This window comes from Methanomassiliicoccaceae archaeon (assembly GCA_034928305.1).
Lineage (GTDB): Archaea > Thermoplasmatota > Thermoplasmata > Methanomassiliicoccales > Methanomethylophilaceae > VadinCA11.
Map to the genome: position 1 here is coordinate 124,945 of JAYFOZ010000001.1, position 15,183 is coordinate 140,127.

The 15,183-nt window shown below is 53.7% G+C and carries 18 protein-coding genes; 15 read left to right on the top strand and 3 right to left on the bottom strand.

Features of this window, described 5'->3' with window-relative positions; all coding sequences use genetic code 11:
* Position 1 precedes the first annotated feature (1 nt).
* The 11 genes from VB016_00740 to VB016_00790 all read left to right on the top strand — a co-directional run bounded on the left by VB016_00740 (position 2) and on the right by VB016_00790 (position 7,851).
* A complete protein-coding gene (locus tag VB016_00740) occupies positions 2-463 on the top strand; it encodes a 50S ribosomal protein L19e (protein ID MEA4977072.1) in 462 nt (153 codons plus the stop codon).
* Positions 463-963: a 50S ribosomal protein L18 gene (locus tag VB016_00745; GenBank protein MEA4977073.1), complete on the top strand. Its 501-nt coding sequence runs from the start codon at positions 463-465 to the stop codon at positions 961-963. The genes VB016_00740 and VB016_00745 overlap by 1 nt, the downstream gene beginning before the upstream one ends.
* A 2-nt stretch (positions 964-965) precedes the next feature.
* Complete coding sequence (locus VB016_00750) at positions 966-1,643, top strand: 30S ribosomal protein S5 (protein ID MEA4977074.1); 678 nt, start codon at positions 966-968, stop codon at positions 1,641-1,643.
* Position 1,644: 1 nt separating this feature from the next.
* Positions 1,645-2,109, top strand: a complete 465-nt coding sequence (locus VB016_00755; GenBank protein MEA4977075.1) for a 50S ribosomal protein L30 — start codon at positions 1,645-1,647, stop codon at positions 2,107-2,109.
* Positions 2,110-2,118: 9 nt separating this feature from the next.
* Entirely contained in the window at positions 2,119-2,541 is a 423-nt protein-coding gene (locus VB016_00760; GenBank protein ID MEA4977076.1) for an uL15 family ribosomal protein, read from the top strand.
* 19 nt (positions 2,542-2,560) lie between these two features.
* Entirely contained in the window at positions 2,561-4,096 is a 1,536-nt protein-coding gene (gene secY, locus VB016_00765) for a preprotein translocase subunit SecY (GenBank protein MEA4977077.1), read from the top strand.
* Positions 4,097-4,098: 2 nt separating this feature from the next.
* On the top strand, positions 4,099-4,782 hold the full coding sequence (locus tag VB016_00770; GenBank protein MEA4977078.1) for an EMC3/TMCO1 family protein: 684 nt from the start codon (positions 4,099-4,101) through the stop codon (positions 4,780-4,782).
* On the top strand, positions 4,782-5,330 hold the full coding sequence (locus tag VB016_00775; protein MEA4977079.1) for an AAA family ATPase: 549 nt from the start codon (positions 4,782-4,784) through the stop codon (positions 5,328-5,330). The genes VB016_00770 and VB016_00775 overlap by 1 nt, the downstream gene beginning before the upstream one ends.
* Positions 5,311-6,294: an RNA-guided pseudouridylation complex pseudouridine synthase subunit Cbf5 gene (locus VB016_00780; GenBank protein ID MEA4977080.1), complete on the top strand. Its 984-nt coding sequence runs from the start codon at positions 5,311-5,313 to the stop codon at positions 6,292-6,294. Before VB016_00775 ends, VB016_00780 begins: the two co-directional genes overlap by 20 nt.
* An 85-nt stretch (positions 6,295-6,379) precedes the next feature.
* A complete protein-coding gene (locus tag VB016_00785) occupies positions 6,380-6,718 on the top strand; it encodes a hypothetical protein (protein ID MEA4977081.1) in 339 nt (112 codons plus the stop codon).
* Positions 6,715-7,851 (top strand): hypothetical protein, encoded by a 1,137-nt coding sequence (locus tag VB016_00790; GenBank protein ID MEA4977082.1) that lies wholly within the window; start codon positions 6,715-6,717, stop codon positions 7,849-7,851. Before VB016_00785 ends, VB016_00790 begins: the two co-directional genes overlap by 4 nt.
* Here VB016_00790 and VB016_00795 read toward each other — a convergent pair whose 3' ends face one another.
* Positions 7,852-8,364: a hypothetical protein gene (locus tag VB016_00795; protein ID MEA4977083.1), complete on the bottom strand. Its 513-nt coding sequence runs from the start codon at positions 8,362-8,364 to the stop codon at positions 7,852-7,854. It lies immediately after the preceding gene.
* Positions 8,365-8,405: 41 nt separating this feature from the next.
* On the opposite strand from VB016_00795, the gene VB016_00800 reads away from it, so the two are divergent.
* A complete protein-coding gene (locus VB016_00800; protein ID MEA4977084.1) occupies positions 8,406-9,542 on the top strand; it encodes a tryptophan--tRNA ligase in 1,137 nt (378 codons plus the stop codon).
* Position 9,543: 1 nt separating this feature from the next.
* A complete protein-coding gene (locus tag VB016_00805) occupies positions 9,544-11,061 on the top strand; it encodes a phenylalanine--tRNA ligase subunit alpha (protein MEA4977085.1) in 1,518 nt (505 codons plus the stop codon).
* On the opposite strand, the gene VB016_00810 is transcribed toward VB016_00805, so the two are convergent.
* Positions 11,062-12,231: a helix-turn-helix domain-containing protein gene (locus tag VB016_00810; GenBank protein MEA4977086.1), complete on the bottom strand. Its 1,170-nt coding sequence runs from the start codon at positions 12,229-12,231 to the stop codon at positions 11,062-11,064. It abuts the gene before it with no gap.
* A 134-nt stretch (positions 12,232-12,365) separates the two neighbouring features.
* Here VB016_00810 and VB016_00815 point away from each other — a divergent pair, with 134 nt between their 5' ends.
* Entirely contained in the window at positions 12,366-13,202 is an 837-nt protein-coding gene (locus VB016_00815; GenBank protein MEA4977087.1) for a D-aminoacyl-tRNA deacylase, read from the top strand.
* On the opposite strand, the gene pyrH is transcribed toward VB016_00815, so the two are convergent.
* A complete protein-coding gene (gene pyrH / locus VB016_00820) occupies positions 13,196-13,870 on the bottom strand; it encodes a UMP kinase (protein ID MEA4977088.1) in 675 nt (224 codons plus the stop codon). The genes VB016_00815 and pyrH overlap by 7 nt on opposite strands.
* Positions 13,871-13,939: 69 nt before the next feature.
* Here pyrH and prf1 point away from each other — a divergent pair, with 69 nt between their 5' ends.
* On the top strand, positions 13,940-15,172 hold the full coding sequence (gene prf1, locus VB016_00825; GenBank protein MEA4977089.1) for a peptide chain release factor aRF-1: 1,233 nt from the start codon (positions 13,940-13,942) through the stop codon (positions 15,170-15,172).
* Positions 15,173-15,183 lie beyond the last annotated feature (11 nt).

Genomic DNA, 15,183 nt, shown 5'->3' on the forward strand with positions numbered 1-15,183 from the left:
GATGTCCAACCTCAACAACCAGAAGAGGATGGCGGCAGAGGTCCTCAAGTGCGGAGAGAACAGGGTCTGGATAGACCCTAACAGCACAGATGAGGTCGCAGAGTGCATCACCCGTGCCGATATACGCACGGCGATCAACTCGGGAACCATCAAGGCGAAGGCCAAGAACGGCACATCAAGAGGAAGGATCAGGCACGCCGCGGCGCAGAAAGCATCCGGAAAGAGGAAAGGACCGGGCAGCAGGGAAGGCTCTGCGAACGCACGTGTCAGCGACAAGTCCCGCTGGATAGCGATCATCAGGCCGATACGCGACGAGCTCAAGACACTAAGAGAGAACGGCGACATCACGCCGTCCGCTTACAGGCTGTTCTACAGAAGGGCCAAGGGCGGACAGTACAAGTCGCGCAGGAATCTCAGACAGCACATGACCAGTGAAGGATACCTCAAGGAGGAGGAGAACTGATGGCAACAGGACCCAGATACAAAGTCGCTTTCCGCAGGAGAAGGGAAGGCCGCACGGACTACTACGTCCGCCGTAAGCTTCTCAACGGCCGCGCGGTCAGAGCTGTGCTCAGGCGTTCCAACAAGAACGTCAGCGTCCAGTTCGCCGCGTTCAGCATGGAAGGAGACAAGATACTGGCTACGGCCAGTTCCAAAGAGATCCGCGAAATGGGATGGGAGTACTCGTGCTCGTCCATTCCCGCAGCCTACCTGACCGGCTACCTTGCTGGAAAGAAGGCTCTGGCGGCGGGCATCGAATACGCGGTGCTCGACATCGGAATGCAGAACCCGAAAGCGGGCGGAGTGCTGTTCGCGGCAGTCGCAGGAATGTGCGATGCCGGGCTGGAAATCCCCCACGGAGAGACCATACTCCCGTCCGAGGACAGGCTGAACGGCAGTCATATCGACGAGGGAATAGAGGCGGCCATCGGCAGCCTCAAAGAGAAAATGGAGGCTGAATGAATATGGCTGATTGGATCCCGAAAACAAGGTTGGGACAGATGGTCCTCAACGGCGAGATCACTACCATGAGCGACGCGCTTGCAACGAAACTTCCAATGCGCGAGGCCGAGATCGTGGACATACTGCTCCCTGACCTCAAAGACGAGGTAATAGACCTTAACATGGTCCAGAGGATGACCGACTCCGGAAGGAGGGTCAGGTTCGCTGCCACCTGTATCGTCGGTAACGGCGACGGGTTCGTAGGAATCGGAAGGGCGAAAGGAAAGGAAGTAGGTCCTTCGATCAAAAAGGCGATCGACAACGCGAAGTTGAACATCATCGAGATCAAGAGAGGATGCGGCTCCTGGGAATGCGGATGCGGAAAGCCCCACTCCCTGCCGTTCGAGATCGTCGGTGAGACAGGCTCTGTAGTGGTGTACATCAAACCCGCTCCCCGCGGTATCGGACTTGCGGTGGGCGACGTTGCCAAAAGCCTTCTGACGATGGCCGGCGTCAATGACGCATGGGGCTTCGCAAGAGGCAACACCAAGACGAAGGTCAACTACGCCATGGCCACATACGAGGCGCTCAGAATGACGTCTTCGATGAGGGTCACCGACGAGCAGGCGAAGAAGCTTAACATCGTTTCCGGGCCGGTCGGAATGACCGAGCCCGAGAGCGGCTTCACAGGAGATGAGTGAAATGGCATTTGCAATAATACGCGTACGCGGACAGCCCGATGTCAACTGTGACATCAGGCACACCATGCACCTCCTGGGCCTCAACAGGGTCAACCACTGCGTTGTTATGCCCGAGACCGAATCCATCAAGGGAATGATGCAGGTCATCAAGGACTACTGCACCTGGGGAGAGGTCGACGCGGAGACACTGGCAGAGATGATCCGTCAGCGCGGGAAGATCACCGGGGGCGATGACCTGTCCGATGACTTCCTCAAGGAGAACACCGAGTTCTCCGATGCGGACGACATGGCCAAGGCGATAATAGAGAACGACTACAGAATGAGAGATGTCGAAGGCGCGAAGCCCTTATTCCGCCTGCACCCGCCCATAAAGGGATATGAGGGTATCAAACGGCCTTACAAGGTCGGCGGAGCCCTCGGGTACAGAGGATCGGACATTAACATTCTTATCAAAAGGATGCTGTGAGGGATAAAAATGCCAAGCAGAACCAAGAAAATGAGAGGATCCAGGACGCACGGCCGCGGTAAGAAATCCGGCCGTGGAGCAGGTATCATCGGTGGCCACGGAATGGCTGGACTGAGCAAAACGGGAAAAATGCGCATGCTGAAATACTTCCCGGACCACTTCGGCAGACACGGCTTCAAGAGGCCGCAGAGCCAGGTTCACGCCAACATAACCATCAACGTGTCCGAGCTTCGTGAGAACCTAGACGACTACATCAGCAGAGGGTTCGCCAAGAAAGAGGGAGACGTGTACAACGTCAACCTCACCGAGGCGGGCATCGACAAGCTTCTCGGAAACGGGAACATTGATGTAGCGGTTAAGGTTACTGTATCGCAGAGCTCGGAGAAAGCCCGCATGAAGCTCGAAGCTTTAGGCGGCAGCGTTATCGAGTGACGGCTGAGAGGAATTACGGATGGAAGAGAGACCCAGCCTGCTGTTCAAGCTAAGACCTATATCAGACAGGTTGCCCTCGGTCCAGCGCCCGGAAGGGCATGTACACTTCAGGACGAAGATGATGTGGGTCATCATCGTCCTGGTGCTGTACTTCGTGATGACGAACGTATATGTGTACGGGCTCGACCAGGGCGAAACCCTGGACCTGTTCGCGCAGTACAGGACCATCATGGCAGGGGCTTCAGGCACAATACTTCAGCTAGGTATCGGGCCAATAGTCACTGCTTCCATCATAATGCAGCTCTTTGTCGGAGCGAAGATAATCAAGCTCGACCTTACCAAACGTGAGGACAAGGCATGCTATCAGTCCGTTCTGAAGCTGCTGGTCATATTCATGATAGTCTTCGAGGCCGTTCCCCAGGTGTTCGGCTACCTGGTCCCTTCTTCGGGACTGGTAAGTAATGTCGGGGGCGGAGGGGCCAAAATAGTGATCATAGCGCAGCTTTGCGCGGGTTCCTATATTGTGTTCCTTATGGACGAGCTGATATCCAAGTGGGGCATAGGCAGCGGTATATCTCTGTTCATCGCGGCGGGGGTGTCCGAGGCCATATTTACAGGTACCCTCAACTGGAACCCCATATCGGCCGATGCCGGAATAGGTCTGGATAATCCGCCCGCGGGCACCATACCCAAGGCGATCTACATACTTGCCAACACCAACTCGGGCGAGATGTCAAGTTGGGGCTACGAGACGATCTTCCTGGGGGAACCCAACTCCCTGGTGGCGCTTCTTTGCACGATATTGATATTCTTCGTTGTGGCATATTTGGAGTCCACAAGGATAGAGCTCCCGCTCTCACACGGAAGTGCCAGAGGGGCGAGGGGACGCTATCCTATCAAACTGCTTTACGCGAGCAACATCCCGGTAATACTCATGTCCGCGCTGCTCGCGAACGTCAGCATGTTCGCTCTGCTGTTCTATACAAACGACTTCCTGGGTGGAATTCCGGGTCTGGGACAAAACTCCTCGCTCGGTTATTTCGAATCAGGTTCGACGTCGGCAGCCGGAGGTCTCGCCTGGTACCTGTCGGCGCCGACTGGTCTGTCTTCATGGCTGATGCCGATACTCGATTCGAGCGTTTACGGTAACGGGCACGGCGCCATAGCCAATCTGTCGCACGTTGCCATATATGCCACGGTGATGATCATAGGGTCGATATTCTTCGCCAAATTCTGGGTGCAGACCACGAACCTCGGCTCCGAGGCCGTCGCCAACCAGATCCAGAAGAGCGGGATGCAGATACCCGGGTTCCGCAAGGACCCGAGAGTGCTCAAACGTGTGCTTGACAGATATATTCCGACGATAACGATATTATCGGGCGCCCTGGTGGGCGCACTGGCCGCATTCGCGGACATGCTCGGTACCACGGGTAACGCGAGCGGTACAGGTGTGCTGCTCACTGTGGGAATATTGATCAAGTTCTACGAGTCCATGGGACGTGAGCAGATGATGGAAATGAACCCTGTCATGAGAGGGTTCTTCGGGAGTGAGTGAAAATGCCTAATCCAGGAAGCCCAGGGAATATGTCCAATACGATGGAGGGAATGCCCCAGATGCCTAAGAACGCCATGCTGGGTATGTTGCTCTCCATGGGTGTTATGATCATAGTCCTGATGTACAGGGAGCAAGTAGGTTATTACCTGAACTATGTTTTCCAGTACATAGACTTCGGGGGTAAGTACCCGGTAATGACGCTGATGATCGCCGGTCTGTTGATGACAACGCTCAGCAGCGTGATCAGATCGTTGATGACCGACCCTTTGAAAATGGCCAAGACCCAGCACGTTCAAAAAGAGTTCAATCTCGAAATGAGGAAGGCCAGGGTGGAGAACAATCTTTTCAAGCTTAAAAAACTGACCGAACAGCAGCCCAAAATGATGGCGGCATCCATGAGCTCGAGCCAGGACCAGATGAAGATCATGCCCGTGACCATGATAATCGTTATACCGATATACGCATGGGTATGGTTCTTCATAGGGGCAGGTGCAATCGACACAGTGATAAACGTACCGTGGGCGGACGTCAACCTGCTGCAGTCCTATGTGCTCCCGGCATGGATCCTCATTTACACGCTGATAAGCCTGCCCATCGGGCAGCTCGTCAGCAAGATCATCAGGTTCTTCCTCCTGAAGAGGCGCATCGACGAGCTGGAAGGCGAGGGACTGAAGGCAGCGGTATAATGAGGATAACAATCAGCGGCCCTCCCGGATCGGGGAAGACCACGGCCTGTGCCAGACTCTCGGAGGCCCTGGGATACAGGGCCGAGGTCTTCGGTCAGGTATTCAGGGACATGGCCGCGAGCAAAGGTATCTCCGTGGCGGAGCTCGGTGCGATGGCCGAGAAGGACCCGTCGATAGACAGGGAGATCGACTCGATCATACTACAGGTCGCGAAGGAGAACGACGACATTATTTTGGAGTCGAGGCTTTCCGCATATCTGACCAAAAAGAACGGCATCGAGGCTTTCAGAATCTATTTGCACGCGAGCCCCGATGTCAGGATGAGGCGCATATGCGTCCGAGAGGACGAAGAATTCGATCGTACCTGCAACGAGACCATCGAGCGAGAGGAATCCGAGGCTAAGCGATATATGATGTATTACGGTATCGACACCACGGACCTGAGCGTTTATGATCTGATAATCAATACTGATAAGATCAGTCCCAACGAAGTAGTAGATAATATTCTCGGAGCTTTAAATGACAGAAATGCTTGTAAAAGACCCTAATACTCTACAGGACAGATGGGGGAAAAGACCCTCGGACAGGTCCGTAGGCGAACTTTTACAGGCAGGTGTGATAGCTATCGATAAACCGTCCGGCCCCACGTCGCACCAAGCGACCGCATGGGCCAGAGACGCGATACATGCAGAAAGGATCGGACACGGCGGCACTCTCGACCCCTACGTAAGCGGAGTACTTCCGATAAGCACAGGCAAGGCTGTGCGTCTGACGGACATCGTTCTGTCCTCGGACAAGGAATATTTATGCTATATGAAGCTTCATAAGGACCGTCCGGAAAATAAGATCAGAGGCGTCATGGCACGCTTTACCGGCAAGATCTACCAGCTGCCGCCGGTCCGTTCATCGGTCAAACGTCAGGTAAGGATCCGTACGATAAAAGAGCTTGAAATTTTAGAGATCGACGGAAGGGACATACTGTTCCGTTTATCCTGCGATGCCGGAACATACGTTAGGACGTTATGTGTGGACATCGGGGAGGCTCTGGGTTGCGGAGCCAATATGGTGGAGCTAAGGCGCACCCGTTCGGGAGAGATGCGGGAGTCGGACGCTGTGACGCTTCACGACCTTAGGGACGCATATGTTTTCTGGCAGGAGAAGGGCAGGGAAGACTGGTTGCGCAGTATGATCAAACCGATGGAGGTTCTCGTAGAACCTCTTCCGAAATTCATCGTCAAGCCGACGGCGGTAGACGCAATATGCCACGGAGCAGACCTTATGATCTCGGGAGTGTACAAACTCGACGACGAAATAAGGAAGAACGCCCTGGTCGCGATGATGACCTCACGCGGCGAGCTGATAGCCATAGGCAAGGCCGCGATGTCTTCCTCGAAGATCATGGCGACAGAGAAGGGAACGGCTGTTAACGTCGAAAGGGTTCTGATGGACCCGGGCCATTATCCCAGGATGTGGAAGTTCTCGACCGACCTGGACGATGACCCAGACGTCTGATGGGCGCTTACACCGAAGTATAGTTTTCTTTAGTAGTTCAGCCTAAATATATCTACATCGTTCATGTTATACGGGGTGGGACCCAATGGCGATTTTTTCGGGAAAGCAGGCAGTATTCGGACCGGAGATGATGTCCGTGGGGGATTTTGACCCCAAGGCGGACGGAGGTTACCGCAATGTCATCGTAACACAGATCAAGGTCAAACCCAAGCGTATGCTGTATGTGCGGGTAAAATCTGATAACCCGGTAGATGTTGCGGTCGTCGACCAGAAGGGAAGGCCCATAGGCCACAAGGATGGAGTGACGGACGATACGCTCGGGCCTATATCTACCGAAACGTGGACCGATATGGGTTTCATCGTAGGTCTTTTCAGAGGAGACAAGGCGAAGGCCGATGTCGAGGTATGGATGGAGCGTAAATGAAGCCTAAAGTGGAGAAGGGAAAAAGGGGCGCGTTCTGGTCGACAAAGCTGTCTCCCGATCTGAGCCTGCTTAGGAAAAATGACAAATACATTGTATTATTGACCGTGCTGGCACTTTTACCATGCCTTGCCGCTTACTATTACTTTTCAAAAACAGGCGAATACACTACATACGAACTTGTACCGCTCCTGACGCTTCCGCTGTTTTTGGATGGGATCGTGATATACATAAAAGAAAGGCGCTGGAAATCCTTTGTGCTTCTGGTGGCGGTTGTGGCAGCGCTCGCCGTTCTGCATTTTATGAAGTACATATCGGTAACCGACACCAGCCTGTTCTTCATACTCTTCATCCTGATAGGGGCCACGGGCGTTGTGGCCATAGCCGAGGCGATACAGAGGGCATTGTTCTATCGTGTCGTCCACTCTGTCGAATACATGAACGTGAAGAGAAAGCTGAGCCTCTGGGACAAGACGGTGGCATTCCTGTTCAACGTCCCGGACGATCTCGACACCCGCAATATAACCATGAATTACAACGTTCAGAGGACATCTATCCCCTGGAAGGAGATGTTCCAGACGATAACGATGGCGCTTATGCTGGGGATGTGCATATGGATATACCTGTCGATGAACCCGGCATTCATGAGCGAAGATACATTCACATCCATCCCGATATTCATGTTCTCGCTGGTACTGGTCATTCCTCTCCTGGTGCTTCCTTTTACAATATTCAAATCGCTTGATGTTAGGGTGGAGACAAACTACCGCGCATTCCACATACACAGCGGAGTGATGGAAACTCTGAAGAGGATGGCGCTTCCTGTCGGTGCGACGCTGATATTCATTCTGCTTGCCATAAACAAGTCCGATCCCATTCAGGTCATAACATACATCGGGGCATCCGCTCTGGCTATAATATTCGTCGTCGGCTATACGTGCATACTGTACTATACCACGAACGAAAGGCCGCTCATCAACGACATAGTGATAAAATGGAGGATATTCCGCCCTGTCCCGATATTTGTGAGCCTAGACGACAACGGGTCCAACAAAGCGATGTTCGATGAGGCCCCCGGCACGCCCAAGAGGGACAAGTCGGATTTCGGCGAGCTGATACTTCCTCAGAACAGATGATCAGCCCTCGAATTTCGGGTTCATCCTTCCCGGCGATGCGAGAGACTTGAATATCGGCATGAACACCTGCCCGGAGCTGAACCCTTCGGTCTTGTTGATTCCCAGAAGTTCAGGCTCCTGGTTGTTCGTAATGATGATCTTATATCTCTGCTCGGTGCCGTCCGTCGTTAAAAGAGGGGCCTCATAAGCCTGGGCTACTGCCAGGGCGGTCTCCGCGATGTTCTGTATGTCTTCGGGACCCATGGCATCGGGCACGTAGATCATGAACGAGCAAACTCCGGTCTCGTTGTTAATTATGAATCTGATCTCGGATTCTCCGAGGCAACGCCTGAAACCATCCGATTTTTCACCTTCGCCTGCAAGCTCGCTCATCCTTTCGATGAAAATGTTCGGTACATCGATATAAATGGCTTCTTTGCCGAGAATGCTCCACATGCCGAAGTGATTTCTCACCAGATAGATAATGGATTCGTCCATCGTTCTTCCGTCGCAGAAAGTAACGTGGCATATCATAAAGATTAAAACCGTTGTGGTGCGTGAAGGTTCCGTTCGCAATGACAGAGGATTTTAAAGTCACGCCCTGGGAGGTCACCGGGGACATCGATTACGGTCTCCTCCAGCAGAGGTTCGGTACCACGCCGATAGATGACGCTCTCCTCGAACGGCTGTCGAAGTACGGCGAAGTTCACCCTATGCTCAGACGTGGCATATTCTATTCGCACAGGGATATAAACCAACTTCTTGACGAGTATGACAAGGGCAACAAGTTCGTGCTCTATACCGGAAGGGGGCCGTCCGGGAACACGCACCTGGGGCACATGATGCCATGGATATTCAACAAGTGGATCCAGGACGTATTCAAAATACCGATGCTTTTCCAGATGACCGATGATGAGAAGTTCCTTTTCAAAGACCTCACTCTGGAAGACACCAGGCGCATGGCCTACGAGAATGCGCTGGACTTCGTTGCGCTGGGGTTCGATCCGGACAACACAAAGATAATCCTTGATACGGAGAACATCAAGACCCTCTACCCGATAGCCTTGAAAGTGTCGAAGAAGGTCACGTTCTCGACCGCAAAAGCAGTCTTTGGTTTCGACAACTCCACCAATCTCGGCTCGATATTCTTCACATCCATCCAGGCAGCGCCTGCGTTCCTCCCCACGGAGGAGGCAGGGAAGCAGGTACCGTGCATGATACCCTGCGGCATAGATCAAGACCCGCATTTCAGGGTCGCCAGGGACGTTGCCCCCGGCCTGGGATACCCCAAGCCCGCTATGATGTACTGCAAGATGTTTCCCGGCCTTGGGGGAGGGGACAAGATGTCCTCCTCCGACGAGAACGCAACCATCTACACCACCGATGGACCTAAGGCGGTCAAGAAGAAAGTGGGCAGAGCATTCACCGGCGGCTGCGTATCGGTCGAAGAACAAAGAGAGAAAGGCGGGAACCCAGAGGTCTGCGCCGTTTTCAAATATTATTTCTACATGTTCGAAAAGGACGATTCCAAGATCAACGAACTGGCCGACAAATGCCGCTCGGGATGTATCCTGTGCGGCGAGTGCAAGGTCGAGCTTACCGCAAGGATAAACTTGTTCTTGGAGGACCATCAGGCAAAGCGCGAGGAAGCCAGGGAAATCGTGGGAAATATGACCTACGGCGGATTCAAATGGAAGAAGGACGGCGATTAAGATGGACCCTAAAGTTGCGGAAGGACTCAGCTATAATGAAATAAAGCTGTTGCTGGCACTTGATGCAGCAGGAGGAAAGGCCTCACCTCAGGACCTGATATCCAAATATGATTTCTCAATCGAAGTGGAGGTAATGGGAGCGGCTTCTTGGCTGGAGACCAAGGGCTTGGCGAAGATCGCAGAAGAGAGCACAATGTTCTTTTCGATCGGCGACGAATCCGTTGCCAAGCACGGACTTCCCGAGAGAAAGGCTGTTGAAGCGATCGATGCCGCAGGCGGCAAGATCGGAATGCCCGAATTAGCAGCGGCCATGCCCGGCGGAGAGGACAAGATAGCAGTCGGATGGCTGAAAAGGAAAGGGCTCGCAGACATTGTAAAGGAGGGAGAATCCAAGATCCTGGTACTTACCGACAAAGGCAAGGATTCTCTGGGAAAGAAACTGCCTGTCGAGGAATTTTTGGAGGCTCTTCTCGAGGGCCCGGTTGCCGAAAAGGATGCGGACAAGGCGATCATAAGCGAGCTCAAGGGACGCGGAGGAATCATCCGCGAGGCGCCCGAGGTATACAGAGAAATTACGATCACCGAAGAAGGTATGCGGATAGCGAGATCGGGCATCGAGCTCAAGAGGGAGATAACCGACATAACCGACCGTCTGATACAGAGCGGCGAATGGCAGGGCGCCGAATACCGCAAATACGACGTCCGTACGTTCGCCCCAGCTTCGTACCCGGCCAAAAGGTCCCCGATCACCAGGCTCAGCGACCAAGTGAGACAGATGTTCCTGGACATGGGGTTCGTGGAGATGTCATCCGATTATGTTCAACCATCCTTCTGGAACATGGATGTACTGTTCACCCCTCAGGACCACCCGGCGAGGGACCTCCAGGACACGTTCTACCTGGACTACCCCTCGTCGATATGCGAGGACGACCACGAGCTCGTGGGATGCGTCAAAGAGCTCCACGAGAACGGCGGAGGGACCGGCTCCACAGGTTGGGGAGGAAAATGGTCTAAGGAATTCTCGGAATCGGCCATATTGAGGACGCACAGCACCGTGAGCAGCATACGCTACATCGCCGCCCATCCCGAGGCCCCCTGCAAGGCGTTCTCGATCTCCAGGATATTCAGGAAGGAATCCATAGATGCCACGCATCTCCCCGAATTCACTCAGATCGAGGGCATAGTCATCGACGAGAACGCGAATTTCGATACGCTGATATCGATTATCCGCGAGTTCTACGCCAGGATGGGGTTCGATAAGATCCGCATAAGGCCTGCATATTTCCCGTACACCGAACCGTCGCTGGAACTCGAGGTGTTCTTCAACGGAAAGTGGATGGAGCTGGGAGGCGCAGGGATATTCAGGCCCGAGGTCGTAGCTCCGTTCGGCGTGAAGCACCCCGTGCTCGCATGGGGGTTCGGATTCGAGAGGCTCGCAATGCTCAAATGGAACATCAAGGACATCCGCGAGCTCTACATCTCCGATCTGGACACCCTTAAGGGCAGCAAGGTCTTCTGATCAGTCGAAGATTATTCTGCCCCTTTTCGATTTTACAGCTTCCGCCAAATTCAGGATACTCTCTTTGCGCTCATCGTTACGACACGAACTGAGCGCTTTGCCAAGATAGCTCAGGCAGTCTTCACTGCTCCCGCGTCCGTATGCTATGCCGGCCCGAAGCATCATTATCTCGTCCAAACGGGAGACGTCCCCTGTTCCGTTGAACTTCCTTATGGTGTCGATAAGTGCTTTCTCTGCATCTTCGTAGCGTCCGAGGGTGTACAGAGACCTGCCGACAAGCATCGCCGACCGGGCAGTACCGCTTTTCGCATAGATCCTTTCGGCATCCGCAAGCGACCCTTCAGGGTCCTGTTCGATGAGTTTTGACTCGGCACGCACGATATCCGCTTCGTCCGAACCCAATTTTTCCAGCTCGGCGGCGGCTCTCTCTGCGAATTTGGCATCCCCGCATGCTATCGCGATCTTGGCGCGAACGCTCCATGATGCCAGCGGGTCCTTTGTTGAAGCGTCCAGGCCTTTTACGATATCCAAAAGGTCGTCGTTATGATTTTCCAGGAACGAGGCGGACTTGTTTACGAGCAACCGGTTCGCCTCTACGGAACGCCCGGCGGCAGAAAGGTGGTAAAGTCTTTCCTGCTCGTCCGGGATATTGTCCATCCACCAGTCGGCAGCCGTGCTGTTCCATTTCCGGACCGATTCGGCATCTACCGCATCGAGGTAGCATTTCTTGGTGTCCGGAGATATGTTTACAATGCCCTCGTGGGTGGCGGGGACCACGCCCGAATCGGTGGGCGGAAGCAGTTTTTTGTTGACCGATACGCGTATGACGCACGCCAGTCCCAGCGCGTCCCGGTCGGAAGCGCTAAGCTTATCCCACATGAGGCGCGGGTCGCATTTTCTCATGTCCAGCACGGTCTCGAACGGCACGCCGGCATCTTCGAGTTTCTTCTTCACGTGTTCCGCTTCGATCCTTCCTTCGGGTTCGAGATAGTATACCTTTCTTCTGATCCCGGAGCCTATCACATGGACCTGGTTCTCCCTTACCTTGCCGGCCTGCCTGAGCTTTTTCAATTCCAGGGAAGAGTGGGCCCTGGAGATTCCGAGAGCGGCGGCGATGCCGTCCTGGGTAAGGTCGAATGGCAGGTTGTACACCTCTTCCTCGTTTGCCATTTTGAATCGGCCGAGGTGAAGGAGTATTCTCTCACGAATTGTTGGGTTCTCCATTGTAAACGGCCGTTAATGATGATATTCCTTAAAGTCTTTTTAGTGCCAAAGTATATATTTTGTACACATTGGGGCTCACAATGAAGAGGCTCTTGGTCTGCAGCGAACCAGATATCCCCTCGTTAAACATGAGGGACTGCTTAATGGAGATTCAGGATTGGGACGAAGTCGGTTGCAGTAATGGAGCAAGGATGCTCCGCCATGGGGACACATATATGCTTTCATCCCAGCGCTGGCACGTCGATTTTGAGGACGTATTGGATGTTTCGGGCGAATTCGGGGTCGATCCCGAAATGGTCATTTTCATGTCCCGGCACTCGTCAGAAAGCGGACGCCCCGCATTGACCGTACATCCAATCGGCAACTACCACGGCAATGAGCTCGGAGGAAGACCCCGCAAGCTGGTCAGTTCTTCCCCCGGATATATGACCGATGCCCTTAGACGCATATCGAAGCTGAACGACATGGATGGCACACAAGTGACTTTCGAAGTCACGCATCACGGCCCATGGCTCGATCGACCCGCGTTCTTCATAGAGGTGGGGAGCGATATCTCACATTGGGAAAACAAACATGCAGCTTACATACTGGCACATGTGCTTGCCACAAACAAGGGCGGCGAAAATCCCGCTGTGGTCGGAGTAGGCGGAGGCCATTATGCGCCCAGGTTCACCGAAGCCGCGCTAAGCCTCAAGGCAGATTTCGGACACATGATCCCGAACTACCAGATCGATGACAGGGATGACGAGGACATAGCCAGAATTCTGCGCGAAGCGTGTGTGGCCACCGCTACCAAATCGGTTTTCCTTCACAGAAAATCCATGAAGGGAACCCAGGCGACCAGAATAAAAGACCTGGCGGCCTCGGAAGGGTTGGAGGTCGTAAGCTCATCGGACTTCGAGCCGTTGGATCAGTGAGATCTGACGACCGTACCCTTGATCTCACGGCCCAGTATTGCAGACCTGAGGTCCTTCAGATCCCTTCCGTGCACCATGAAGATGTCGATCTTATGTTCCTTGGCGATCTCCACTCCCAGAGGATCGAATATGCCGGATTTGGAAGCCCCATGCTCCCCGTAAACTAGTTCTTCGAGCCTGCAGATATCTATCTCGGAATATCTTTCGGCCCCCGGGACGGTTTTAGGATCATTCGAGTACACAGCATCCACCGATGTGGCGTTCACTATCCTGTCCGCTCTCAGTTCTCGTGCCAGCATCGAGGCGACCCCATCGGTCGTGTGACCCGGCTCGGTACCGCCCATGACAACGATCTTTCCCTTCTCGCATCGCGATGCGGCTTCTTCCACTGTCTCAGGGATGTCGGGATAGTTCCCGTATCCAAGCGCAAGGTCCAACAGTCCTGCGTTCATCCTTGTGGCACTTATGCCGAACATGTCCTGCTGGTGCATCGAACCGCCGACCTCGGACCCCGTCATGGCATAATATCTTGCGGTCTTTCCCCCTCCGCACACTACGGAGATATGTACTTCCGACGATAATTCTTTTAAAAGCGCGGCCAGCTCGGCGATGTATTTGCCATCGTTCTTTCCCGGTATAAGAATCGAACCGCCTATTGAAACAACCACTTTCTCCGTTATATCACCAATACTTATATTACGGAGGCTCACCTGACATAAAAATATTAGGTGCGTACAATGGGTGATTCGAGTACGTTGGACAGAGCTAGGTACGATTTTAAGAAGGCAATGCAGGAAATAATGCAGTATCGAGGCCGAGGAACAGAGCTTATCTCAGTGTACGTACCGGAGTCCAAACAGATATCGGATGTAATGGCTTACCTCAGAGAGGAACAGTCCCAGGCTTCGAACATAAAATCGAAGACCACCATGAAGAACGTAACAAGCGCGATCGATTCTATCGCTTCGCGTCTGAAAACCTACAAATCGCCCCCGCCCAACGGCCTCGTGATATTCTGCGGAGAAGTCCCCAGAGCGGGAGACCAGACCAAGATGGTCCAGTACACTGTGGTGCCGCCCGAGCCCATCACGTCCTTCCTTTACAGGTGCGACTCTTCGTTCTACACCGAGACCCTGGAGGCCATGCTCATAGACAATACGTCCTACGGGCTGATAACCATAGACCGAAGAGAGGCCACGATAGGCATAGTCAGCGGTTCCAGGATATCGATACTGAAGCATTTCGATTCCCTTGTTCCCAGCAAACACCATCAGGGCGGACAGTCGTCCGTCCGTTTCGAGCGTCTAATCGAGATCGCCGCCCACGAGTTCTACAAAAAGGTCGCGGACTACTGTACCGAGGCGTTCCTCGACAAGCCGGAACTCAAGGGAATAATAGTGGGAGGTCCCGGGGCCACCAAGGATTTCTTCGTCAAAGAGGAATATCTGCAGCATGAACTAAGGAAAAAAATCGTCTCCCCTCTGTTCGACACCGGAAACACGGACGAGTCGGGCATCAGGGAACTGGTCGAAATAGCCAAGGACACGATGGAAGGGATCAAGCTCACCGAAGAGAAAAAGTATGTCCAGAGGTTGCTGGACGAGATCAGGAAGCCCGATGGCGGCCTTTCAGCATACGGATACCAGGACGTCAGGGCGGCCACGGAGGCGGGCGCCGTGGACACGTTGCTGATATCAGAGGCGCTGAACAAGAGGCACATAACTCTAGAATGCCAGTTGGGGCATGTGACCAAAGAGGTCGTCGACAATTCCGAGGGCAGGCACCTGTGCAAGGAATGCGGTCAGTCCGCACAGGTCACCGAAGATAACGATCTCGTGGACGAGTTCTTCGAAATAGCGGAAGGCTTCGGAACGAGCCTTCAGATAATTTCTCCCGAATCGGAGGAGGGCGACATGCTCGTCAAGGCGTTCGGAGGAATAGCGGCGATCCTCAGATACAGACTATCATAAAGGTGTGGGAA

What these genes read in the sequence shown, in the direction of transcription:
- VB016_00740 (MEA4977072.1), top strand. Translation starts at nt 2, where the DNA reads ATGTCCAACCTCAACAACCAGAAGAGGATGGCGGCAGAGGTCCTCAAG.
- VB016_00745 (MEA4977073.1), top strand. Translation starts at nt 463, where the DNA reads ATGGCAACAGGACCCAGATACAAAGTCGCTTTCCGCAGGAGAAGGGAA.
- VB016_00750 (MEA4977074.1), top strand. Translation starts at nt 966, where the DNA reads ATGGCTGATTGGATCCCGAAAACAAGGTTGGGACAGATGGTCCTCAAC.
- VB016_00755 (MEA4977075.1), top strand. Translation starts at nt 1,645, where the DNA reads ATGGCATTTGCAATAATACGCGTACGCGGACAGCCCGATGTCAACTGT.
- VB016_00760 (MEA4977076.1), top strand. Translation starts at nt 2,119, where the DNA reads ATGCCAAGCAGAACCAAGAAAATGAGAGGATCCAGGACGCACGGCCGC.
- secY (MEA4977077.1), top strand. Translation starts at nt 2,561, where the DNA reads ATGGAAGAGAGACCCAGCCTGCTGTTCAAGCTAAGACCTATATCAGAC.
- VB016_00770 (MEA4977078.1), top strand. Translation starts at nt 4,099, where the DNA reads ATGCCTAATCCAGGAAGCCCAGGGAATATGTCCAATACGATGGAGGGA.
- VB016_00775 (MEA4977079.1), top strand. Translation starts at nt 4,782, where the DNA reads ATGAGGATAACAATCAGCGGCCCTCCCGGATCGGGGAAGACCACGGCC.
- VB016_00780 (MEA4977080.1), top strand. Translation starts at nt 5,311, where the DNA reads ATGCTTGTAAAAGACCCTAATACTCTACAGGACAGATGGGGGAAAAGA.
- VB016_00785 (MEA4977081.1), top strand. Translation starts at nt 6,380, where the DNA reads ATGGCGATTTTTTCGGGAAAGCAGGCAGTATTCGGACCGGAGATGATG.
- VB016_00790 (MEA4977082.1), top strand. Translation starts at nt 6,715, where the DNA reads ATGAAGCCTAAAGTGGAGAAGGGAAAAAGGGGCGCGTTCTGGTCGACA.
- VB016_00795 (MEA4977083.1), bottom strand. Translation starts at nt 8,364, where the DNA reads ATGATATGCCACGTTACTTTCTGCGACGGAAGAACGATGGACGAATCC.
- VB016_00800 (MEA4977084.1), top strand. Translation starts at nt 8,406, where the DNA reads ATGACAGAGGATTTTAAAGTCACGCCCTGGGAGGTCACCGGGGACATC.
- VB016_00805 (MEA4977085.1), top strand. Translation starts at nt 9,544, where the DNA reads ATGGACCCTAAAGTTGCGGAAGGACTCAGCTATAATGAAATAAAGCTG.
- VB016_00810 (MEA4977086.1), bottom strand. Translation starts at nt 12,231, where the DNA reads ATGGCAAACGAGGAAGAGGTGTACAACCTGCCATTCGACCTTACCCAG.
- VB016_00815 (MEA4977087.1), top strand. Translation starts at nt 12,366, where the DNA reads ATGAAGAGGCTCTTGGTCTGCAGCGAACCAGATATCCCCTCGTTAAAC.
- prf1 (MEA4977089.1), top strand. Translation starts at nt 13,940, where the DNA reads ATGGGTGATTCGAGTACGTTGGACAGAGCTAGGTACGATTTTAAGAAG.